At 30.1% G+C, this 26240-nt stretch carries 13 protein-coding genes and 1 tRNA gene; 11 read left to right on the forward strand and 3 right to left on the reverse strand.

The genetic code is table 11. The features are described 5' to 3' along the window. Positions 1-17 precede the first annotated feature (17 nt). The 7 genes from IPH62_09745 to IPH62_09775 all read left to right on the forward strand — a co-directional run bounded on the left by IPH62_09745 (position 18) and on the right by IPH62_09775 (position 12582). Complete coding sequence (locus tag IPH62_09745; GenBank protein MBK7105552.1) at positions 18-656, forward strand: response regulator transcription factor; 639 nt, start codon at positions 18-20, stop codon at positions 654-656. 125 nt (positions 657-781) lie between these two features. Further along, positions 782-1363, forward strand: a complete 582-nt coding sequence (locus tag IPH62_09750) for a response regulator transcription factor (GenBank protein ID MBK7105553.1) — start codon at positions 782-784, stop codon at positions 1361-1363. A gap of 184 nt (positions 1364-1547) precedes the next feature. Beyond that, the gene (locus IPH62_09755; protein MBK7105554.1) at positions 1548-3485 is read left to right on the forward strand and encodes a T9SS type A sorting domain-containing protein; all 1938 of its coding nucleotides are present in this window, start codon (positions 1548-1550) and stop codon (positions 3483-3485) included. Between the two features lie 110 nt (positions 3486-3595). Further along, positions 3596-5131: a hypothetical protein gene (locus IPH62_09760; GenBank protein MBK7105555.1), complete on the forward strand. Its 1536-nt coding sequence runs from the start codon at positions 3596-3598 to the stop codon at positions 5129-5131. A 65-nt stretch (positions 5132-5196) separates the two neighbouring features. Further along, complete coding sequence (locus IPH62_09765) at positions 5197-8007, forward strand: TonB-dependent receptor (protein ID MBK7105556.1); 2811 nt, start codon at positions 5197-5199, stop codon at positions 8005-8007. 20 nt (positions 8008-8027) lie between these two features. Continuing rightward, complete coding sequence (locus IPH62_09770) at positions 8028-11570, forward strand: hypothetical protein (GenBank protein ID MBK7105557.1); 3543 nt, start codon at positions 8028-8030, stop codon at positions 11568-11570. Positions 11571-11580: 10 nt separating this feature from the next. Further along, a complete protein-coding gene (locus IPH62_09775) occupies positions 11581-12582 on the forward strand; it encodes a PorV/PorQ family protein (GenBank protein MBK7105558.1) in 1002 nt (333 codons plus the stop codon). A 7-nt stretch (positions 12583-12589) separates the two neighbouring features. Here the strand turns inward: IPH62_09775 and IPH62_09780 are convergent, their stop codons facing one another. Together IPH62_09780 and IPH62_09785 are read right to left on the reverse strand one after the other, a co-directional pair. Next, entirely contained in the window at positions 12590-14467 is a 1878-nt protein-coding gene (locus IPH62_09780; GenBank protein MBK7105559.1) for a tetratricopeptide repeat protein, read from the reverse strand. Positions 14468-14475: 8 nt separating this feature from the next. Continuing rightward, entirely contained in the window at positions 14476-16446 is a 1971-nt protein-coding gene (locus IPH62_09785; GenBank protein ID MBK7105560.1) for an SGNH/GDSL hydrolase family protein, read from the reverse strand. Between the two features lie 93 nt (positions 16447-16539). Here IPH62_09785 and IPH62_09790 point away from each other — a divergent pair, with 93 nt between their 5' ends. Next, positions 16540-20640, forward strand: a complete 4101-nt coding sequence (locus IPH62_09790; GenBank protein MBK7105561.1) for a T9SS type A sorting domain-containing protein — start codon at positions 16540-16542, stop codon at positions 20638-20640. A gap of 154 nt (positions 20641-20794) precedes the next feature. Next, positions 20795-20953 (forward strand): hypothetical protein, encoded by a 159-nt coding sequence (locus tag IPH62_09795; protein ID MBK7105562.1) that lies wholly within the window; start codon positions 20795-20797, stop codon positions 20951-20953. A 79-nt stretch (positions 20954-21032) separates the two neighbouring features. On the opposite strand, the gene IPH62_09800 is transcribed toward IPH62_09795, so the two are convergent. Then, positions 21033-21176, reverse strand: a complete 144-nt coding sequence (locus tag IPH62_09800; GenBank protein ID MBK7105563.1) for a hypothetical protein — start codon at positions 21174-21176, stop codon at positions 21033-21035. 150 nt (positions 21177-21326) lie between these two features. On the opposite strand from IPH62_09800, the gene IPH62_09805 reads away from it, so the two are divergent. Together IPH62_09805 and IPH62_09810 are read left to right on the forward strand one after the other, a co-directional pair. After that, a tRNA-Ser gene (locus tag IPH62_09805) sits at positions 21327-21413 on the forward strand. Between the two features lie 1151 nt (positions 21414-22564). Beyond that, on the forward strand, positions 22565-24751 hold the full coding sequence (locus IPH62_09810) for a T9SS type A sorting domain-containing protein (protein ID MBK7105564.1): 2187 nt from the start codon (positions 22565-22567) through the stop codon (positions 24749-24751). Positions 24752-26240: the final 1489 nt, after the last annotated feature.

A 26240-nucleotide genomic window follows, 5' to 3' on the forward strand; every position in this document is an offset into this window, starting at 1 on the left:
AATTAAAAAAGTATTTTATGATAAATGTTGTAATTGTAGAAGACAGCAACACAATTAGAGAAGGATTAAAACTTCTAATAGATGGAACTGAAGGTTATTCTTGTATGGCTGCATTTTCTAATTGTGAAGATCTTCTTGAAGTTGTTGCAAAATTAAAAGTTGATGTAATTCTAATGGATATTGATCTTCCGGGAATTTCCGGAATTGAAGGAATTAGAAGAATAAAAAAAATCTCAGAAGAAATATTAATTTTAATTCTCACAATTTATGATGAAAATGAATTAATATTTGAAGCGCTTTGTGCAGGAGCTTCCGGATATTTGGTAAAAAAAACTCCTCCATCAAAATTGTTGGATGCAATTAGAGACGCTTATGAAGGCGGCGCGCCGATGACAAGCAACATTGCAAGAAAAGTTGTTGATTATTTCCAAAAATCAAAACCAATTCAAAAAGATTTTGAACATATAACTTTAACAAAACGAGAAAAAGAAGTTTTAAGCGGATTAGTTGAAGGAAACAGCTACAAAGCAATTGCCGATGAGTTAAATGTAAGTCTTGATACGGTTAGATTTCACTTTAGAAATATTTATAAAAAAATGCACGTCCACTCACAATCGGAAGCTGTTGTAAAAGCATTAAAAGAAGGCTTAGTATAATCCTACCAATAAATGCAGTAATTAATTTGTAAATTCGAAAATCCTCAAAAAAACTATCCTTTTATGTAGTTACAAAAATATTAAATTCTGAGTAACTTTTGGCTACTAAATCCGAAACGAATTTTATGAAAAAAGTAGTAATTGTTGAAGATGTAAAAAATATTCGTGAAGGTCTAAAAACATTAATTGATACTTCTGCAACATTTAAATGTATTGCCACTTTTGAGAACTTTGAAAAATTTGAAAAGAATTTAAAAAATCTAAATCCGGATATTATTCTTATTGATTTGGATTTGCCCGGAATTTCCGGAATAGAAGGAATTGAAAAACTTAAATCAATTTCAGAAAAATTCATAATTATTGTTCTTACTCTACACGAAGAAAACGATAGAATTTTTGATGCTCTTTCTGCAGGAGCAAGTAATTATTTGGTTAAAAATGCTTCACCCGAAAAAATAATTAATATTCTTGAAGATGCAGCAAATGGTAAAGTTCTTATGAGTTCATATATTGCAAGAAAGACAATTGAATTTTTAAGAAAGAAAAATTCTTTGCAAAAACTTGATAAAAAAGAAGAAGAAATACTAAAAAAAATTACGGAAGGAAACAGTTTAATTGCAATTGAAAATTCATTAAAAATAAGTTCCACAGAAATTAAAAGTAGTTTTAAAAATATTTATGATAAACTCTATGAACTTCAGAAATAGGAATTTATTAAATATACTACCCAAACAGACGGGAATTTTTACTATTTCTTTAAAAATTGATTAAAAAACAGTAGAAAAAGGTAGTTACTATATATAATAGAATTTTGTAAATTTATTTACATGTTCATTTATCAAAAAAAATACATTCAATAAAACTAACTGATTATTAATTCAAGGAGGCATCATGTTAAAAAAAGTAACAAGTATCATACTATTATTGATGTTCGTCTGCTCAGTAAGTAACCTAAAAGCTCAGGATTCACTTGATATATCAGTAACATATCAAGTTGATATGGAATTAGAGTTTTTAAAAGGAAGCTTTGATCCGGCGACAGATACAGTAGAGGTAAGGGGTTCATATTTTGGATGGGGAAGTGAAGCACCAGATATGGTTCAAAGTGCAGTAAATCCAAATATCTATGAACACACTGAAACCCAAAGAGCAACAGTTGGAGATAGTTTACCGGCATATAAATTTTATTATACCCAAGGTAATTGGGAAGGCGGAGATAATAAATATTATCAAATCACACAAGCAGATTATGATAATGGCTATGCAGTAGTAGCAAGACCATTTAATGATGCTACATTAGACGATGTAATAAATCAAGATGCAACAATACTATTTACAGTAAATACAGCAGGAGCACTATCTTCAATTAATAACACAGCATTTACAGCGGTAAATACAGTGCATTTAACAGGAGCAGTAACCCCATTAAAATGGCCTGATGGCGGATGGCCGGATGCTCAAATAGACAGAATGATAGCAATGTATGATAATGGAACTAATGGTGATGAAACATCTGGAGATGGAATATTTTCAGCAAATGTAACATTTCCACAATATACATCATTTAGAATACAGTATAAATATGGAATAAATTATGGAGATGCAGCCAATAATCAAGGTGGAAATGATAATGAAAACGGAGTTGGTGCAGATCATTTCATAAATTTAACAGCTGATTTAGTAACTGCAAAAGTTGAAAATGTTTTTGGTACAATGGGAGACCATAACTTAGTAAATGTCGTTACAAATCAATTGGATTCGATTGATATATCAGTAACATATCAAGTTGATATGGAATTAGAGTTTTTAAAAGGAAGCTTTGATCCGGCGACAGATACAGTAGAGGTAAGGGGTTCATATTTTGGATGGGGAAGTGAAGCACCAGATATGGTTCAAAGTGCAGTAAATCCAAATATCTATGAACACACTGAAACCCAAAGAGCAACAGTTGGAGATAGTTTACCGGCATATAAATTTTATTATACCCAAGGTAATTGGGAAGGCGGAGATAATAAATATTATCAAATCACACAAGCAGATTATGATAATGGCTATGCAGTAGTAGCAAGACCATTTAATGATGCTACATTAGACGATGTAATAAATCAAGATGCAACAATACTATTTACAGTAAATACAGCAGGAGCACTATCTTCAATTAATAACACAGCATTTACAGCGGTAAATACAGTGCATTTAACAGGAGCAGTAACCCCATTAAAATGGCCTGATGGCGGATGGCCGGATGCTCAAATAGACAGAATGATAGCAATGTATGATAATGGAACTAATGGTGATGAAACATCTGGAGATGGAATATTTTCAGCAAATGTAACATTTCCACAATATACATCATTTAGAATACAGTATAAATATGGAATAAATTATGGAGATGCAGCCAATAATCAAGGTGGAAATGATAATGAAAACGGAGTTGGTGCAGATCATTTCATAAATTTAACAGCTGATTTAGTAACTGCAAAAGTTGAAAATGTTTTTGGTACAATGGGAGACCATAACTTAACTGATATTGTTACAGACATTGAAATTATTGATCAATTGCCTACTCAATTCGAATTAGCACAGAATTATCCAAATCCTTTTAATCCGGAAACAACAATAAATTTCCAAATAACAAAACAAGAAAATGTTTCATTGAAAATTTACAACCTACTTGGACAAGAAGTTGCTACTTTAATTAATGAACCAATGGGAGCTGGCGTTTATCAAATTGGATTTAATGCATCAGAATTATCAAGTGGAATATATATTTATTCTATTACAGCTGGTGATTTCCATGCTTCTAAAAAAATGACTCTATTAAAGTAAAATTGATTATTTATTAAAAGCCGATTTAACAATCGGCTTTTAATCTAAATTAGTAATATGTAATTATCATTTCTTTTACTGAATGAATTTATTTAAATAATGAGAATTAATTGTTTAATCAATCTTTAAAATATATTTCTTTTCTATTTATATTTATCTCCATTCTAACTCACATTCCAGTTTTTCCGCAGGACGTTAATGAAAAAGTTATTGCCAGTATTGGTGATAATTATTTGCTGGAATCAGAATTTGAAAATAGATTGAATTTTTCTCCTAAAGAGGGAATTCAGGATAAAAACAATTCAGACGGCATAAAAAAAGAACTATTATATACAATAATTGCAGAAAAATTATGGTCAAATTATGCACAAGAAATTGGGTTTGAAAATAATATTTCTATAATTACTGCAAAAAATGTTATTGAAAAAATGTTAGTCCGTGATGAATTATATAAGCGTGAAATAAAAGATAAAATTTTATTTAATGATGACGAAGTCGAGAAAGCGGAATTTAAATTTAGTAGAATTTTAAAAACAACAATTTATTCATCAGTTGACAAAAATAAATTAATAGAACTTCAAAAATTATTTTCAGCAAACAAAAATTTAGAAAGCATTTCATCTTCAATCGATCCCAATCAAATTATTGTTAAAAATATTGAAATTACTTTTGGTGATCTTCCGGAAGGAATTGAGAATTTATTATATAATTTAGAACCTAATTCTGCTTCTGCTTTAATTCAAATGGATTCAATTTGGAATATTTTTTATATCAACGAAATTATTGATAATAAAAGTATAAATGCAAAAAACAAAAATGATGTAACTAAAAAAATATATAAAGTACTTAAAGTACGTAAAGAAGAAACATATTATAATCGATTTTATGCAGATTTTTTTAAAGATATTACAGTAGATGCCGATGGAAAGTTATTTAATATAATATCAGAAAATTTGAGTACTGTATTTAATAAAAAATATCAAAACGGAATCTTTGAAAAAGATAAAAATGGAAATACACTTATTACGTTTGATACTAATGATCTAAATATGATTTTAGATACATTAGGTACAAATTTAATTAAAGAGCCATTTCTTCTTTTTTCTCAAAACCCTATTGATGTTGAAACTTTTTTAAGAGAAATAAGATTTTTGTCTTTTAATGTAACTTCGCCGCAAATTGATATTATTAAATTGAAATTAAATGAAGAGATAAAAAATTTTATAAAGTATGAATTGCTTGCAAGAAAAGGTTTTGAATTGAATTTGCAATATGATTCAAATGTAAAAAAATGGTTAAAAGTTTGGATTGATAGTTATTTGTATCAAGGAATAAGAAACACAATCTTAAATATTGAAAATACCATCTTAACGGAAAATTTAAAAATAGAAGATATAATAAATAAAAATTCTAGCAATGAAAGTTTAGATAGATATAAAATATTTGTTGATAAAACAATTGAACTTAGTGATAGATATAATATAAATATTGATTGGGAACTTTTTGCAAAAATCAATATAGGCAACATAAATTTATTTGTTTTTAGAAATATAGGTTTTGGAGGAAGAATATCAGGTGTACCAACTTCTGAACCCTTTATTGATTGGTATTTGGAAAAGCAGAAAATAAGTTCACAAAATTTATAACGTTTTTTAATCTCAATTTTGATTGAAAATTCATTACAGCAAAAATTCTTCTGAATGGAGGAAATATGAAATTTAAAATAAGATGTTTTCTTGGTTTGTTTCTTTTTTCAATTAATATTTATGCGGGAACTACTGGCAAAATAGTTGGACAAATTATTGATGCGAACAATGGAGAGCCAATTCCTTTTGTAAATATAATTTTAATGGGAACAAGCCTTGGTGCTGCCTCGGATATTGATGGACATTTCTCAATTTTAAATATTCCTCCAGGAATATATGAGGTTAAAGTATCAGCTATTGGCTATAATTCAGTAATAATGCAAAATGTAAAAGTTTCAATAGATTTAACTACTAGTATAAACTTTCAGTTGAAATCTGAAAGCATTGAACTTGGTGAAGATGTTATTGTTGTTGCAACCAAACCACTTATTCAAAAAGATCTGACATCTTCCATAGCAATTGTTGGTGATGAATTAATTGCCGAATTACCTGTAACTGATATTTCAGATGTACTTTCTTTGCAATCTGGAATTGTTGTTGCGAGTGATGGTGGTCTTCATTTAAGAGGTGGAAGAGCCGGACAAGTTACTTATCAAATTGATGGTGTCCCTGTTACTGATTCTTATGATGGAAGTACAATTGTTGATGTGAACTCAAGTTCAGTTCAAGAATTACAAGTTATCAGCGGTGCATTTAATGCTGAGTATGGTCAAGCTCTTTCTGGAGTTATAAATTTAGTTACAAAAGATGGAGGAAGTGATTTTCACGGAAGTTTTCAAACCTACGTTGGTGACTATATATCAAATAATTCTGATGTATTTTGGAATATAGATAAAATAAATCCTGTAGCAATTCATAATATTGAAGGTAGTTTAAGCGGTCCTGTAATTACTGATAAAGTGTATTTTTTCACTAATTTTAGATACTTATATAATGACGGCTACATTTATGGTCGAAGAACTTATTTACCCAATGATATTTCATTTGAAGTTGATGGAACTGGTGGAGATGAATTCTTTATCACACAAAATGGTGATAATAAATTTGTTTCAATGAATTGGAGTGAGAATTATTTCGGTCAAGGAAAATTATCATATGTAGCTTTATCAGGATTAAAACTATCATTTAATTTTTTATATGATAAAAGAGATTATCAGGAATTTGACTATGGCAGCTATAATTTATTAACTCCTGATAATAATTTGCAAAAATTTGACGAATCTTATTCAAATATCTTCTCAATCAATCATGCTATTTCCGATAAAAGTTTTTATACAATTAACTTAAGTTATTATTACAAAGATTTTCATCAATATTTATATGAGGATATTTATACTGGGGATCCCAATAACCCTACAAAATATGTTGATAATGATATTAGACAAAGACCGGCTCACAATTTTGCAATCGGGGGAACAAATGATCAAAGATTTGAAAGGAATTCCGGAACCTTTAGTGCAAAATTAGATTGGACTTCACAATTAAATAAAGAAATCAATTTGCAATTCGGCGGTGAATTTAAAAGGAATGAATTATATTTTCATGATATAAATCTTGCTCCAATGACTGATGAAAGTGGTCAACGTGTAACACCATACAATGTAATTACTCCGCCACTTACTTCCTTAGATAATGATGAGTATTTGCACAATCCTGTTGAAGGCGCAGCATATGTGCAATCAAAATTTGAAGCATTTAATATTATTTTTAATGCCGGTGTACGATTTGATGTTTTTAATCCCGATGGTCAAGTTCTAAGTGATCCATCTGATCCCAATATTGTTAATCCGCTTAAACCAAGTAATAGATTTAATGATATAAATGGTAATGGAGTTTTGGATGCAAATCTTGGTGAAACTGTTAAAACCGTTGAAGATAGAGAAAATTACTGGTATAAAGATGCCTCTATAAAAACACAATTTAGTCCAAGACTTGGTTTAGCTTTCCCGATTTCTGATGCAGGCGTTATTCATTTATCTTACGGTCATTTCTTTCAATTACCAAGGTATCAATATTTATATGAAAATCCCGAATTTGAAATTGCTGACGGTTCAGGAAATGTTGGATTAATGGGTAATGCTGATTTAAGACCACAAAAAACTGTGAAAGGTGAAATTGGATTGCAGCAGCAACTCAGTGAAGATATGGCAATTGATTTCACAGTATTCTTTGAAGATTTTCGTGATTTGAGCGGAACACAAAATGCTGAAATATTAGTCTTTGGTGGAGATAAAACTTATAGTAAATATCAAAATTCTGATTTTGGTTTTTCTCGCGGGCTAATTTTGAAATTCACAAAACGTTTTGGCGGAGGATTTGCCACAAATATTGATTATACATATTCTGAAACAAAAGGTAATGCTTCTAATCCAGCCGATGCAAGAAATGCAATTACCGGCGGAGCCATTCCGGAAACATTTATAGCACCACTTAATTGGGATCAAACTCATACATTAAATATTTCCGCAGCATATACAAAAATTAACGATTATGGATTTTCAATTATTGGGAATTTTTATTCTGGTCAACCTTACACACCGGGTGTTAATAAAAATACAAGAATTACTCAAAATGGTTTCCCAAGAAATAGTGATAATAAACCATCACAATTTAAAATTGACATGAGGATTTATAAAGATATTTTAATTAGCAATTTAAAACTTACAATTTTTGCTAAAGTATTTAATTTACTCGATTCGGAAAATCCGGTAAATATTAATTCCGATTCGGGGGATCCTTACTTTAGTTTTACAAAACTTGAAGCAGAAAAAATAAATCCCGTACTTTATAATAATACTTTAGACGAATTTTATACCAATGCAAGTTTTTTCTCTGAACCACGTAGAGTTGAACTTGGGGTATCATTTAATTTTTAATACAGCTAGGAGTAACTAATATGAAATTTTGGAAAATATTTATTTCTCTTTTCGTTCTTCTCCAAGTTAGTATTCAAGGACAATATAGTGATCCTTCACTTCGTTCAATTGGTTATCATACTGGAAATAGGACAGGTATTTCTTTTTACAATGATGGACAAATTGCCGGTTTCAGTGTTGGAATCGATATTCGAGGAGAATGGCCACTTGGTTCTGGAGAGAATTATATTGGAGATTGTATTCCTTTAATTGGAGTAGAGTTTATTAATGATTTGAATGATACACTTCATTCAGTTGTAATATCAAGAGGACCAAGAAGAGGGCAATTTGATGAAAAACATCCCACTCAGAATTATTTTTGGGGTTGGAATCCTACACCGGGCTTCAGAAATCCTAATTATCAATCTGTTGCAATGAGTCATTTACCAGATTCATGGCCAATTCAAGGTTGGAATGATCAAGTTGCAAATTCATGGAAAGATGAGCAAGGAAAAACCCAATGGTTTGGCTTCTTTGGTAGAGGTATTGCTAATGCTGATCAAGAATCTTTTTTTGAAGCGGATGATCAGTGGGATGATGAGTTTAATTCACATTTTAGTCCGGATGCCAATGATCCAAACAGAAATGGTATGGGATTAAGGATGAGACAAAGAGGATTTCAATGGTCAAGTTTTCTAGCAGAAGATGCACTTTTTTGGCTTTATGATATTACAAATGATGGAACAACAACTTATAGAAAAGCAAACTTTGGAACAATTGTTGGAACTTTAGCTGGAGGGGATGGGGATAGCCAAGATGATTTAGGTACATTCGTAGTAAATGAGTCAATAACTTACTCATATGATGCCGACAATAGCGGAAATAAGGGGCAAGAAGTTGGATGGGTTGGGTACGCATTTTTAGAATCACCAGGAAATCCGTTTGATGGAATAGATAATGATAATGATTCAAAGGGTGCTTCCCCAAGATTTGTTTCAAATGATTTTTTGGCAAAAGTTTATAATGCAGGAGATAAAATTGTACTTATAAGTGAGAATGGTAATCAAAGTTATGAAAGAGAAGTTTATACGGTTAGATCTAATACTGATACAGTATTTTCTTTGGGAAAACAGTTTATCATTGAACCAGGCATAAGTTCATTTAGAGAAGGACATATTGCAAGAACAGTAAATGGAATTGCGATACCGGATATTACAGCTAATGACGGAATTGATAATGATCTTGATGGATTAATTGATGAAAATGAAACTGTGCATTACCTAACAAGAGTTAAACGATTTGATTTGCCGGTAAGTTATATTAATTATATCACTGGTGCAGGTCTAAATGACCCACTTATTGATGAAAAAAGAGACAATGATATTGATGAAGATGGTGATTGGACAGCTGAATTTGATGATTTGGGCGAAGATGGTTTGGGATCTGAAGATGATAGTTACCCTGGTCCAGATAGAGGAGAGGGAGATGGAATTCCAACGCAGGGTGAACCTAATTTTGGTAAAACAGATCCTGATGAATCAGATCAAATCGGATTGACAGCTTTTAACTTTTTCGAAAATAGTTCTTCACCTGACTTGAGTATCGATTCATTAGTTTGGGATAGAATGACTCCAGGCAGATTTGATATTATTCCTGGTCAACCACAAGATGGTGATTTCATTTATGCTTCTGGTTATTTTCCTTTGTTCCCCAAAACAACTGAAAGATTTTCAGTTTCTTTGCTTTTTGGTGAAGATGAAAATGATATTAATAATAATAAGGACATTGTTCAAAAAATTTATAATTCAGGTTATGTTTTCCCGCAAGCTCCGCAAAAACCGGAATTAACAATTTCTCAAGAAGATGGTAATGTAGTTTTATATTGGGAAGGCGAACCTTCGGAAAATTCTAGAGATTTTGTAAGTAAGGAAAAAGATTTTCAAGGTTATAAAATTTATAGATCTACAGATGCAAATTTTAGAGATAATAGGACTATTACAAATGCATTAGGAGTTTTATCTTTTGATAAACCTCTTGCTCAATTTGATTTGGTTGATTCTTATAGTGGATTTTATTACCCAAGTCCGGATTTACTAGAAGCATTTGGAGGAGTAACATATTTCTTAGGTGAAAACAATAATGGTCTTGAATCAAATGACGGCATAACAAATATATTTGTTGATACTACCGCAATTCCCGGTCAAACATATTATTATGCTGTTACTGCATATGATAGAGGAGATGAGGAATTAGATGTTTTTCCGGAAGAAAATTCAAAATTTATTTTTAGATCAAATACTGGTGAAGTAATTACTGATATTAATACCGGATTTATTACACCTGGAAGAAGACCGGCTGGTTATGTTTCTGCCGATGCATCAGAAATGACTAAGTCTGAAAACTTTATTGGTACCGGCAATGGATTTGTTGAAGTGATCGATGATTCAAAAATTAGGGATGGATTTAATTATAAAGTAATATTTCAAGATACTTCATTAATAAATTTAACCGCAAATTGGTCGTTAATTGATTTGCAGACTCCGGATACTGTTTTAATACCAACTAATAACGAAGTTATTGTAGTTAATCCACTAGAATCAATAAGTTTTCCTGAAAATATTGATACAATTTTTGTTAATAATGAACCATTTGCAGTAAAATCACCCGGTTCTTATACAGCATCATTTGATACTTTAGTTAATAAATTTGAAAATTTTAGAGGATCTACTCCGGTTAGACATGGTTTTAGAGTGCAACTACTTAATGACCCAATTGCATTGGATTCAGCACATACTGGATTTGATGGAGTAATTGATACTTTGCTCCCAAATTTTGATATAAAAGTTTTCAAATCGAACCAAAGAGACGGTATTGGTTTTCCTGGTAATTATAAAATTGAATTTTTCCCAGAAGTTGTTGGTCAATCTGTAGCAGATACGTTATTCCCTCCAACACCATCTAATATAATTCCTGTTCGCAATATAACATTTAAGGTAACAAACCAAACAACGGGACAAGTTATTGATGTTGTACATAATATAATATCTACATCAACAAGTATAACCTATAATATGTGGTTTAAGGAAAATATTAATGGTGAATACTGGCGAACATGGTGGGTAATTTTTAGATATTCGAAACCTAATATTCCATTACCAAAAGATGGTGACTTTTTATTAACGTTTTTTAAGCAGTTTAATAGTAGTGATTATTTTACTTTTTCAATGAAAGGTGCTACTTTAGAAGAAGAAATTGCGAAAGAAAATTTAAATAAAATAAGAGTTGTGCCTAACCCATATGTTGTAACTCATTCAGCAGAGCAAAGTTTGTTGAGTACTCAAACAAGTGGCAGAGGTGAACGAGAAATAAGATTTACCTACGTTCCTCCTGGTTCTAAAATTTCAATTTTTACTGTGCGGGGAGAATTAATTAAAACTTTATACCATAATGATCTATTCTCAGGAGATGTATTTTGGAATTTAAGAACAGAAGAGAATATTGATGTTGCTTATGGAATATATGTTTATGTTGTTGAAGCTCCTAATATAGGTACTAAAATTGACAAATTTGCTCTTATCAAATAGTGGGGATAAAATGAAGAAATTTATTATCATATATTTATTTAGTATTGGATGCATGTTTTCCCAATCAAAAGTTGGATCAACAGCAGCACCATTTCTAAATGTTGCAATTGGAGCTAGACCAATTGCAATGGGTGGTGCTTTCTCTGCTACTGCAAATGATGTAAGTGCGCTTTTTTGGAATCCTGCTGGAGTTTCAAGAATAAATGGTAGTGAAGCATTATTTTCATATTCCAATTGGTTTGCAGACATTAATTATAATTGGAGTGGAGCTGCAATAAATCTTAGTGACATGGGAACTTTAGGTTTAAGTGTCACATATTTGGATTATGGAGAAATGGAAGTTACAACACTTTCCGAACAAGATGGTACAGGTCAAATGTTTGAAGCTACTGATTTAGCTTTAGCATTATCTTATGCATATAATTTAACCGATAAATTTTCAGTCGGCGGATCTGCAAAATATGTTCAGCAAAGGATTTGGAATTCTTCGGCTTCATCTATTGCCTTTGATTTAGGAATATTATATTATTCAGATATTATGGGTATTAGAATTGGAGCATCAATTTCCAATTTTGGTCCTGATATGAATATTGACGGTAAAGATCTACTTGTTCAACATGATATTGATTTGCAAATCGAAGGTAACAATGATGAAATTCTTGCAAGATTAAATACAGATGCTTATCCATTACCGCTATTATTTAGAATTGGATTGGCTGCCGATATAATAAATACTGAGGATCATGTGTTTACAATTGGAGTAGATGCACTTCACCCAAACGATAATGATGAATCTTTGAATGTTGGTGCTGAGTACGTACTATATGATTTGATTGCTTTAAGAGGTGGTTATAAATCATTATTTCTTGAAAATTCTGAAGAAGGTTTAACTTTTGGCGTTGGTATTAAATATACTTTTGCTCCTGGTTTAGGAATCTATTTTGATTATGCTTACCAAGATTTTGGAATACTTGATTATACACAAAATTTTACTCTTGGACTTAGATTTTAAATTAATTTTACAAATTATTTTTTGAAGCCGACTTTTTAGGTCGGCTTTTTATTTGTGTTAAAAGCTGTTCACGTAATAATTTTGCATTTGGATAATCAGATTTTAGATCAATACATGCAGTTATTGTCTTAAATGCCTTTTCAATTTGATTTGTTTTAGCATATGCGATGCAAAGGTTATATAATACTTGAGGATCATTCTGGTTTAGTTGTGCACTCTTTTCAAGAAAATTGATGGCTTCTAAAGACTTACCTTGAGATAAATAAATATTTCCCAACCATTTTATTGAAAAATCATCTGGATTTATTGCAAACCGTTTTAATAAGAATGTTAATGCATTATTATATTTTTTTTGATGTATCAGTTCTTGTGCTGCAAAATTATAATAAGTTAATTTATATGGAAATTGTGAAATAAGTACATTCATTTCCTTAATAAATTTATCAATTTTATTTGCAGAAAGATAATATTGATAAGCCTTTTGGTGTGCAATTTCCCAATTTAAATTATTCTTAACTATTTTTAGCGCTAAACTATCAATATGAGTTTCAATATTCAATTTATCAAATATTGTTGGATCTTTTTTTTCAACAAATGGCCAATCGTTAAATAGATTAATTATTCTAAAATTAGAAGCAATAGAATCCAAATCTGAATTAGCAAAATTAACTTTAACAATACTGTCTTGTTGATTATTCGGAAGATTTTTATTTTCGACCAATAGTAATTTATTCTCTATAATATTTTCATAAAGTAATCTTCCCATAATGAAATGTCCTTCCAATGTTGGATGTAAATGATCAATCATTATATTATTACCTATAATCCCGTTAGGGCTTAGTTTGCTTAATTGTTTAGAAAAATCAACTTTGAAGCATTTGTGTTTTTTTGATAATTCTAAAATTACTTTGTTAAAATCTGAAGGAGCTCTGAATCGTAAACCATCTAAATCTTTTGCCAAAAAGAGTAGCGAATCAGCAATTTTATAATTACCCAATTTTAATTTATTTAAACCCAATTGATAAATTTCTAATGCTGATTTATCGGAATTTTCATTTAAATCAACGAATGGTTTTTGATCCAGAATATTGCTTGCTAAAGTTCCAATAATTGTTGGTACTTTTGCTTCTGCTAATTTTAAAAGAATTTCATCTATATTATTTCTGAATTGTTCGACACCTTTTTTATAAATATCTGAATTGAGTTTTATTGCTTTTTCTGATGCCATTCTTGCCATCAGTGTTGTTCCTTCAGATTTTATCTTTTTGGGAACAAATAATTCTATTGTTCCGTTAATGAGATTCTTTAATAATTGAGTTATTCTGAAATTATTAAGATAAAGATATGCATCAATAATAAATTTTGAATTACCTACAGATTCAGTTGATCCAACTCCCAAAGCCCCGTAATATTCATTATGTCCTGAATAAATTATTACTAAATCGGGTTTTTGTTCAATAACTCCGGGTAATAAATCAACAATTGTATTAGTGTTTGAAGCTGTAATTCCTAAATTTATTACTTCAATGTTTTTAGATGGATTTACTAAAATAAGTCTGTCTCTTAAATATCTTGAAAAACTACCATTTGGTTGATATGGAAATCCTGCTGTAGAACTACCCCCAAAAACAAATACTCTAAATGTATTTATGCTTTTTTGTTTATTAAATGAATCATGATTTGAATGCGGGTAGTTTTTTATGTTAGAGAAATATCTGGCTCCAATATCTGGATTGAGAATTAATTTATCTTCTGTTATTTCAACCCATTGTTCTAAGTTTTTTCCGTAATTAATAAGATTGAGTGAAATTTCTAAAAATACTATTAACAGAATAGGAATTATTATTGCAACAAGATAGAACCATAAGGGTGCTTTTTTCTTCATCTTAGAAATTATTTATTTAACAATTTTGAAAGCTGAGTTTTAAGAATATTTGCATTTTTATAATTCGACGAAATTTTAATACATTCCAAAACATATTTATAAGACAAATTATAATTTTTTTTATTGTAATAAACTCCAGCCAAATTGAATAAAACTTGAGGATCCAATGAATTAAATTTGTAACTCTTTAAGAGATATTGTAATGCATCATCATTATTGTTGTTTGATATATTCATTATTCCTAGCCATTTTGTATTAAAAGCATCGGGTTCAATTAGGTAACTGGCATTTAACAACTTTCCGGTATATTGATATTTTTCATTTATTATTAAATCACTAATTAAATCATTCAGTCTTTTATGTTCAGTTGGAAATTCGTCAATCAGTGCCAATAATTCTTTAACATAAAGTTCAAATTGATTTTGTCTAAAATAGTTACTTGATAATTTGAGACGAGCATCTAATCTTGATAAATTACCATCTAAAACAGCTTTAGCAATTTGAGTTTCATAAGAATTAATTTTAATAAGCCTACTATTTTCAATTTTATTTTTTGTGTCTATAAATGGCCAGTCATTTTTTAATGTTTTTACGCGAATATCTGCAATGGTGGAATCGTATTTTGTAAAGTTGTAATTCACTTTTACAAGACTATCCAAATCAGATTTTATTGAGTAATTTGAAAAATAATCTTTCACTATTCTCTCAAAGAAAATTTTCCCAATAATTTGATAACCTTCTAAATTTGGATGAAGATGATCAACCATAAGTTCATTGCCAATTATTCCATCTCTACTTTTTGAATTTAGAACAGAATCTACATTAACGATTGAAAAATTAAATTTGTCTGCTAAAGAATTTATTATTTCATTAAATACTTCAGGAGCTCTAAATTTTAAACCATCTAAATCTTTAGCAAATCTGAATAATGAATCAGCTTTAGTAAAATTTTTCTCTTCTAGTTTTGATAAAGCTTTATTAAAAATTTGTTGCGCATTACTATCCGAATTTACATTTGAAGAAATGAAAGGTTTTAAATCTTTTAAGTTTGATGCAAGTGTCCCGACAATTACAGGAATATTATTAGACTTAAATAATGAAAAAATATCTTTTAAATTTTCTTCATATTGCTCTATACCTTTAAAAAATAAATCAGAGTTAAGCTCAATCAATTTTTCACCGGCAAGTTTAGACATTAAGGTTCCATCATTTGACTTAATTTCTGATGCATTTTTAGATTTAACATAATTTACCAAATTTTCAATAAGTTGAAATAATCTTAATCCCTTAAGTTCTAAAACTATTTTGATTAAGAATCTACTATTCCCAATTGACTGATTTGAACCAACACCCAAAGCTCCATAATATTCGTTATGACCCAAATACAATAAAATGAGATTAGGTTTCTTTTTAATTATACTTGGGATTAGATCAAGAATTGTGTAAGAATTAATAGCAGCCATACTGATGTTAGCTACTTCAACTTTTTGTTCGGGGAAAGCAATTTCAAATGCTTTTCTGATATATTTTGAAAATGAACCGGAATTTTGATATGGATAACCGGCTGCCGAACTAGCTCCAATTGTGATAATTCTAAAAGAACTATCCGGTTTTTCTTTAAGCAGAAATGACTCGGTTGGAAAAGGAATATTTTTAATCCCAGTGAAATATTTTAAAGAAATCTCCGGGTTTAAAATTTCATATTTATTATCTAAACTTATCCATTCCTCAAAATCATTACCATAGTTAAATGCTCTTAAAGAAAATTCAACAATAAGTATTAGTAAAAAGGGTAGAAAAATAATTACGAAATAATACCAAAATGGTGTCTTTTTTATTGGTAGTGTGCTTAAAAAATTTTCTACTTCTTCTATGTTTAAATTTAGATATTCTGCAATTTTCTTAGCTGATTTTTGACCTCTTATTTTTATAATAATATTTTTTTGTTGATTGGTTAACATCAATAAATATAGTCTCATTCCATAATAATATTAAAATGAAAGATATATTATTTATCACTGAATTTCAGTAAATTTATGTACTTATTTGAACTCTAATTTGGAGGCAACAAAATGAATTTTTCAAAAAAAATAATTTTATTTTTAATTGTTTTTTCTACTCAATTATTTACTCAAACAGTTCCTATTACACTTCATTATAAACCAATTATTGATCAATTTACTACATTAAGATTAGTTGGTAATTTTAACGGATGGAACAATAGCGATCCAACTATGGTAATGACTGATCTTGATGGAGATGGAGTTTATGAAATAACAAAAGAGTTTGCTACTGGAGTTGAACATATGTATAAATTCGTTTTTGATGCAAACTGGTCTTTTGCATGGAACGATCCTGATAATCCTAAAATTAAATTAACAGATAATAATAATTCAATATTAAATGCTACAGATCCAATGATAACGTATTTATTGCCGCGAGATAAAAATTCCGCTGGAAATATGTATGTTGATACAACTATAACTGGTGAACCTATTAGAGCAATTTTTGCATATACCGCCGCCAACCCGATTGATTTAAATTCTTTAAATGTTACAATTGATAATGTTACAATAGAAAATCCTTCTCAATATTATAATGAAGCAGAGAAAGAATTTAACTATCAACCAATAATTGCTTTATCAGAAGGTGAACATACAGTTGTTGTTTCGATAAGCTCTAATGCTGGAACAACCTCTAAATCTTCTACTTTTATGAGAACTCCAGGTCTCACTATATATAAAGCGCCGCTAGATTTTTATTTTGATGAAAATAATACTGGTACTTCTGTAATTCAAAATATAAACTCAGTTGCACTCGTTGGTGATTTTAATAATTGGAATGAACTTTTTGATCCTTTGCAAGATAATGACAACGATGGTCTATGGGAGGTTACTTCACATTTAGAGAAAGGTAATTATGAATATAAATTCAAATTAAATAACTCTCTTTGGATAAATGATCCTGACGAACCCAATTTTAGTACAGTAAGTGATAATAATATTTTTACGATAGTTATAGATTCAATTCCTTCAATTAAACTTATATCGCCTAATGAAAGTTCAGTTTTTAATCAAGAAGGTATAGAAATAAATTTTAAAGCTTTATTAAGGGCTGGCGTAAAATCAAGTGGGATTGATGTTAATTCTATTTTAGTTGATTTAGATGGTACTTCGGTAACACATACTTTTGCTTCTGATTCAAATATCGTTAGTGCAAATATTGTCTTAAATGGAGAAGGGAACCATTTAGTTACCATTAGTTTTTCAAATAATGAAGGATTATTAACAACCGCAAGTTATTCGTATGGTGTTTATTTGGGCACTACTGGATATTACTATGCGGACGCAATAAATGATGAACCTTATTCTTACCCTTCTGGTGTGTCAGAGGGGAGTGCAGATATTATTTCTCTTTTAATTGATGAGGTTTCAACACACGATTCACTAACTTTTTCAATTTCTTTAAAAGATATTACAGACCGCAGTAGAGTTGGAATAATAATTACTAATCCTGTATCAACAAGTATTGATGATCCTTTATCTCTTGATATATTAACAGAGAATTGGGAAAATAATGGAATTTTTATTCCAATTGGCGCACCGAATAATGCTTATGAAAATCAAGAAAACGAAAATAGAGTTTGGCTAAACTTGAATTCACTCGGCAGTCAATTAGAAATAAATTCAGATGCAATAAATTCTGATAAGTTTAATTTTGCAATTAGTTTGGCATATCTTGATAGTTTATTAGGTAGTTGGACAAGAGAACGTAATTTTTATTTGTTCTCTTATTTAGCCAACGAAGATAAAAGCGGTAACGGTTTTGAAGTTACTTCTGCCGAAGGCGGATCAGATGATTTAGAAGATCCCGATATTTACGATGCAGCGTTTTTCAGAAGTGGATTTTGGCAAGGTAGAGTTTTTGCAAATTATATTCCCACTGGCGGTAAAATGGGTCCAAGATTAGTTTCTCTTGCAGGTGATAAAAGAGGAAGAAAATCTTTTTCGGCGGGTGATATTTCTGATAGTTTAGAAACATACGGTCCGGCAATTACTTTTTTAACTCCTTCTGTTAGTTATTGGAAGTCTGATTTAACAGTGAAAGGTACTTTAAGTGATCCCGAAATAACAAACATAACATTTTCATTTAATGGAAATGAAACAACTGAAAATGTTATTGATTCTCAATTTAGCGTTCCTGTAAAACTTGAGGAAGGTGACAATATAATTTTTGTTAAGGCAACTGATAGTAAAGGTTTTGAATCAACTTCAAAAAATCTAGTTTTAACTTTTGTGAAAAATCATGATCCGGAAGTAAAAATTATTGGATTGGTAGAGGGTAGATCTGTTACATTAACAGCTGAAGCAACTTCTCCAGATAGTTTATTATTCACATATTATTGGACGGATGATGACGATATTAACCCTGCAAATTTAATAGGAGCATCCGCAAATCAAACAATAAATTTTAATCTCCCTCAAAATGAAGGTGAATATTATATTAATGTTAGAGCAAGAGATTCTCAAGGACGACTTGCATATGCCCGACAAATGATTGTAGCAAAAAATGATTCGGTTTATATAGCAGACATAAATGATCATTCAGCCTGGATTGATGACGCTATATTTTATGAAATTTATCCCAGAACTTTTAGCTCTTCTTCAAATTTTCAAGGAATACAAAACAAAATTCCGGAAATGTTAGATCTTGGAATAAATGCGGTTTGGTTAATGCCAATCTATAAAGGACCAACAACTCATGGATATGAAATTACTGATTATTATGATTTTGAAGAAGACTATGGAGATTCAGAAGATTTTAAAAATCTTGTTACTGCACTTCATAATTCAGGTATAAAAGTAATTCTCGATTTTGTAGTAAATCATACTTCCATTCAACATCCATTTATGCAAAACACTTTACAATATAGTTCAAATTCACCATGGGCTGATTTTTATATTTGGGATGGAGAGCCTGGTAATTCTAATTACGAATACTTTTTTGATTGGGCAAGTTTACCAAACTTGAATCATAATAATGAAGATGTTCGAAAATATTTCATTGATGTTGCAAAATACTGGGTACAGCAATTTGATATTGATGGCTACAGATGTGATGTAGCTTGGGGAGTTGAGCAAAGAAATTCGGACTTTTGGCAAGAATGGAGAACAGCTTTAAAAAATATTAAACCCGAACTTTTTTTAGAAGCAGAAGCTTCATCTTCTGAATCGGTTTATTATCAAAATAGATTTGATTCTGCAAACGATTGGGACCTGAGAACCAAAATTCTCAATGTTTCTAATGGTACGCTGGCTATTGATGTTTTTGATGCTGAATTAAGAAAGAACTATCCAAGTTATGCAAGACCATTTAGGTTTTTGGAAAATCATGATGAAGTGAGAGTTGCTTCTTCTTATGATACACAAAGGTCAAAAATGATGCATACTATAATTATGACTTCCAACGGAATTCCTCTAATTTATTCTGGCGGTGAAGTTGGTGAGCATACAAATAGAGATATGATTGATTGGAGTGATCCAGATAGTTTAAGACCATATTTCAAATCAATTATTAACCTCAGAAAAAAATATTTAACAAATCCTGTTCTAAATAGAATAACTACATCACTTCCTTCCGATGTTTATGCTTACATGTCAACTTCTGAAGAAAATAATGTTTTAACAATTGTTAATTTTAGGGATTCCGATAAAAGTGTATCTATATATATTGGCGATCTTCCTGAAGGAACAAAATATCTTACTAATCTTATTGATGGAAATGTAATTGATCTTCAGCCAGTTAGCGGACCAGTCTTTATTGATTTAAGTTCTTTTGAAGCAAAAGTTTTTTATTTAGGTGAAGAGCCGGTTAGTGTTGAGTCTAACCAAACGAATAATTTAATAATTGATGAATTTAAATTATATCAAAATTATCCAAATCCTTTTAACCCAACAACTAAAATAAGTTTTCAAATACCAGAACAAAATCATGTTGTTTTAAAAATTTATGATGTTTTAGGCAAAGAAGTACAAACACTATTAAATAAAGAAATGAAGAAAGGTAAATTTGATATCGATTTTAATGCATCAAACTTAACAAGCGGTGTTTATTTTTATAGAATTCAATTTGGAAACAAAATCGAAACAAAGAAATTATTATTGATGAAATAGTTTATTAAATTAATTAAAGGACAGATTTTATAAATCTATTCATTTTTCAAAAATGATTTCAGCATATTATTTAATTAAAATTGTAATTTCTATTTTACAAAAGGTTATAATTTAGAATAATGAACTAAAAAGTATTTAGAAATAAGGAAAATTTATGAGTAAAGTAAGAATTATAGTTGAACTTTGGGAATTTCTTAAAATAAGAAAAAAATGGTGGTTATTACCTATTGTGTTCTTTCTAGTACTTTTGGGTGTACTTATTGTGCTGACTCAGGGTTCAGCATTAGCACCATTTATTTATGCAATTTTTTAATTTTTTTCTTTTATTATTAGTAACAAGTAAAATTACAATTGAAAATTTTGATTAGTGTTTAAAAACTAATGTCAACTAATTATTCAATTGAAAATATCTTATACCAAACTGCGGATTTGGCCCAACTTGGAACTCTTTCTACTTTTTTTGAAATGTTTTCTGAATTGCATGAAAAAGTGGAAAGGAGAAATAGAAAAATAAATACGAGTGAAATTTTTTTCATAAGAACTCCTTTTTAGCGAATAATAATCCAATAAAATTACTAAAAATTGGTTATAAATTATTTTCTATTTTTCTTGGTCTTGATAAAAAAAATATTTAGTTTTTAACTCTTTACTTAAGAAAATTCATTAATTTTCGAATATAAGATTTTGGAGAGTTGGCAGAGTGGTTGAATGCGGCGGTCTTGAAAACCGTTAAGGATGTAAGTCCTTCTGGGGTTCGAATCCCTAACTCTCCGCATAGAAATTAAGAAGCCCGAATACAGTAAAAATAAGCTATTTTCGGGCTTTTCATTGTATAAACTACCGTTATAACCGCCCAAAATGACCCTCTGTGATATGTGTTGGGCACTTTTGGGGCATTAAATTCAAATCAAAATTTTCAATTTGTCCATATGCGATCCATTTAAGTCACCCAATTTATTTCATAAAATTTTAATTAATTCTTCAAAAAATTTATCGTTCCTATGATTAAATCAAAACCCTATTTCTTTCAAAAATATAAAAAGATAACTTAGTTTTGTACCTCGATAATTATACAATCTTGTTCTTGCAAATCACCAAAAGTAATTTATCTGGAAAGGAAAACTATTTATCTTTCTGACAAGAGTTCTTGAACTAATTTGGTTTTGTTTAAAAGCATACGAAGCTTCTTTACTTGTGATTCTTGATCTTTTTAATTGGATAATTTACTATTTATGATGACCATACTGAAGTAAATTTTGTTATTTTTATAATCTATTTGAATTCTTGTGTTATTTTTTATTAAAACATAATCAAATTGAATATAACTCTAAAGGAAAATTTAAATGCTATTATCTATATTATTGAAACAGTAAATAATATAGTAAATATTATTTGTACTTTAAAAGTGTATTAATCCAGCAAAGTTTTTACTACAAATTCGATTTGACATTTTATCCGTAAAACTCAAAATTCTCATTTAATAATTACAAAGTTTTATAAATCATGAATTTTCAATCTCTTTTTTTTAGCAAAAAAATATTAAAACTTATAATAATTGTAAAAAATATAAAAACAGTATTATAAATCTATCGTTTTATCGTAACTTATTATAAATAAAATAAAAAGTTCTTGACAATTGTACCTTAAATGGCTACTTTATTATTGAAAAAATAAAATTATAGGACTTGGATATTTTTTTATAATCTTATAATAAATTCTGAAAGGTACAATTAGCAAAATCAAGATACTAAAATCTTTTTAAAAAAAAGGGAGGCGGAATGAATAATGATTACTATTGTGTTAATAACACAACTTAAGTTTTTTACATTGATTTTAATGATAAAAAATCACGGTGTGAAAATCTTAAAACAATATTTGTAAATATTCCTCAATCAAAAATCTCAGTATTAAGTGGAGATAGAATATGAAGAAACAAAAATTTTTAATCCCTCTTTTACTCTTAATTTCATTTACCTTACTTTCAATTTCAGAAAGTAAAGCCCAAACAAAAGTTTTAGATAATTTTGAAAATTATGCAACCAATGGTGAGCTTGGTCAGCATTGGAGGGTTTTTGGATATGCATCAAAAGATTTTGAAGTAATTATCGATACTGCAGCAAAAGCCGCACCTGGTGGTGATAACTATCTAAAATATGTTTACAGTTCAACTGAAAGCACTTGGGGCGGTGTTCTTGAACGATTAACAACAGATGCCGCATTTTTTCCACTCGATTTAAGCACAACAAAAGCTGGTATTCAATTTTACTTAAAAGGCGATGGTACTAATAATAAAATTAGATTTAGATATTACAACCAAGTTGATACTTTCTATGCTATTTGGAGATCTAATCCTATATCATTAAAAGATTCATCGTGGCATGTAGTTTACGTGCCATTTAAATTAGATGTTACAGATAAATATGGCATGCACTTGTGGGATGGAAATGGACTTTTTTCCGAAAATGAAGATGATTTGCTAGCTAGCCAAAGTGCTATCACTCGTTTCCAAATAAATATTGATTATCCAGACACAAATGATACAAATACTCATAGAATTTACTTTGATGATTTCCGCGCTGTTGATTTTATGCCGCCTGTTGGTGTAAATGCAATTAAAATAAGTGATTATGAAGAATTCACTGCTTCGGCAGATTTTCAAGAAAAATGGCAAGGTTTTGGCTATGGCACTTTGGATTATGAATTAGGTCGTGACAATTTAGCGCCAGAAGGCTATAAATATGCGCAATGGATTTTTCAATTGGAAGAAAGAACAACTTGGGGAGTAGCTTTCAGAAATCGTCAAGTTCTTTTCAAGCTTCCAAATTTGTCCAATGTTAGCCCGGAAGGTGGAATTCAATTTTTATTGAAAGGTGATGGAACAAAAGATTTATTCCTATTTAGATTTATGGATACAGAAATAAATTATTGGGGCTCAAATTGGATTTCTGTTGAAGATACTAATTGGAGAATGGTAACTATTCCGTTGAAGGCTAGTGCAACAAATGGGTTTCGTTGGTTAGGAAACAGTCCAGATTACACCTGTTGGGATTGTGAGATTGGAACCGACGAACAATTAAAAACAAGCATGGGTAAACTAATAGAAATGCGTGTGGATAAAAGATTTTTTACAACTCCTATTCCTCCGTATATTCCAGATTCTTATCCAGCATATATTGATACAGTAACTCGCTCAATTTGTGTAGATGGAATTTATGCAGTTGATAAATTTCCTGCTTTACAACCAAAAAATGCAGATGATTTTGAAACTTATTCTGACGCAGAAAATTTAAAAACTGTGTGGAATCTTTTTGGCACTGGTGGTGTTGATTTAACTCTTTCTCAAGATACAAAAAGTGGTTCACAATCAATGGCTATTAAATATAATGGATCATTAGGTTATGCTGCAGTTAGAAAAAGAAATATTATTCCTGGATTAGATTTTTCATCGCTTAAAGCGGGAATGCAATACTGGTTAAAAGGTGACGGGTCTAACAACAAGATAACCTTACGATTAATGAGTGGAAATGAAATGTGGGAAAGCGCACCATTCGAATTGAAAAATACCGATTGGAGTCATGTTGGGGTTAAATTTAAAGCAGATACACTTGAAGGATTCAGATATTTAGGAAATAATCCTGATGAACCAATCTGGTCGTCTGACATTGGTACCGACGAACAACTTTATGGAGATATTGCAAATATTGATCAATTAAGATTCTATATAAGAGAACCAGAGATAACAAATATTGAACATACTGTAATTATTGATAAACTCGAAGGTGTAGATGAATTTTCACAAAATATTGTAATTACTGATGTTAAGAATGATAGGAAAAATAATTTACCTAACCATTATGAATTGATGCAAAATTATCCGAATCCGTTTAATCCAAGTACAAAAATAAAATTTAGTTTGAAAAACTCTGAATTTGTTTCGCTAAAAGTATATAATATGCTTGGACAAGAGGTATCTACAATACTAAATGAATCCAAAAAGGCAGGGCAATATATAGTTGATTTTATTGGGGCTAATTTAGCTAGCGGAATGTATGTATATCAATTACGAGCAGGTTCATTTGTAAGTGCAAGAAAAATGATGCTAATCAAATAATAGAAAAAGGTTGAAGAGAAATGAATATTAAATTATTCATTTCTCGTGTTCATTTAAATTTTGTGACTAGAGAACTGTAGTATTGTTTAACAACTTAATGTCGTTAATTTTTATAATAAATATAAAAAGTTCAGTAAAAAGCGATTTTATTGAGATAAAAACTTCATTAGTTGAAATAAGTTGTTGTAAAAATAAAATATCGTCAATCTTAATAAATAATGAATTCAGCAAAGTAGCATTGAACAATATGAAAATCATAATTCAATATTGCTCATTTAAGTCTATAGGAGGATTTTAATGAAAAAGTTTAAACTGCTATTATTAAGTATTTTCTTTATTCCACTTTTATTGGTTGGACAAAATGTATTATCTAATCCAGGCTTTGAAGAAGGAGCAGATTCAAATGGTATACCAATAGGATGGATTGGTTACGCTCAAGCCGGCGCTAGTATAGAGTTTATGAGTGATGGCAACGCTCACGATGGTTCAAATTGGGTAAAATGCACAAGTACCTTGGGCGGTTACTATTTATTGTATCAAGCAACATTTCCGGCAAAAGAAGGGGATGTTTGGAAGTTAAGTTCGTACTTTAAAGATTTATCACCAGTTTATCCAGGAGCAAATTTTGCTGCATTGAAGATCTCTGCTAAAAGTATAACTGGTGCAACTTTTCAAGCATGGGAAATATACCCAGATAGTGTAACAACAGAATGGGTTAATTATTCAAATACCAAGACAATGCCGGAAGGCACTGCGTATGTACAAGCTGTAATTGTAATACATGCTGCAGACAGCGCACCAGAAGCCGTTTATGGTATTGATGATGTTTCTTTTGAATTGATACCCGATATTGGTGAAAACAATGTTCTGCTTAATCCTGGTTTTGAAGAAGGGGCAGATTCAAATGGTGTTCCTTTAGGTTGGATTGGATATGCACAAGCCGGTGCAAGTTTTGAATTAGTAAATAATAGTGCTACTGCTTATTCCGGCGATTATTGGGCTAAATTGACCAGCACTCTCGGTGGATATTATTTGTTGTATCAAGCAACAGCTCCAACTAAACAAGGTGATGTTTGGGAATTTAGTTCATTTATAAAAGATGTTTCTCCCGCCGATCCCGGGACTGTTTTTGCAGCATTAAAAATTTCAGCTAAAAGTGTTACTGGCTCAACTTTCAAAACATGGGAAATCTTTCAAAATGATGTAACAAATGAATGGCAGAAATTTTCAAATATTCAAGCTATGCCAGAAGGTACTGAATTTATACAGGTCGTCATAGTAGTGCATGCTGCAGATGGAGCACCTGAAGCTTCTTATGGATTTGATAATGTTAAATTAGAATTAATTTATGAGGAACCAACTGTATCTGCAAGACCTAATTATTTGGCTAATCCTGGTTTTGAAGAAGGAGCAGACTCAAATGGAATACCAATAGGATGGATTGGTTATGCGCAAAACGGTGCAAGTTTGGAAGTTATAAATGATGCAG

It is taken from the genome of Ignavibacteriota bacterium, assembly GCA_016708125.1.
Classification (GTDB): Bacteria; Bacteroidota; Ignavibacteria; order Ignavibacteriales; family Melioribacteraceae.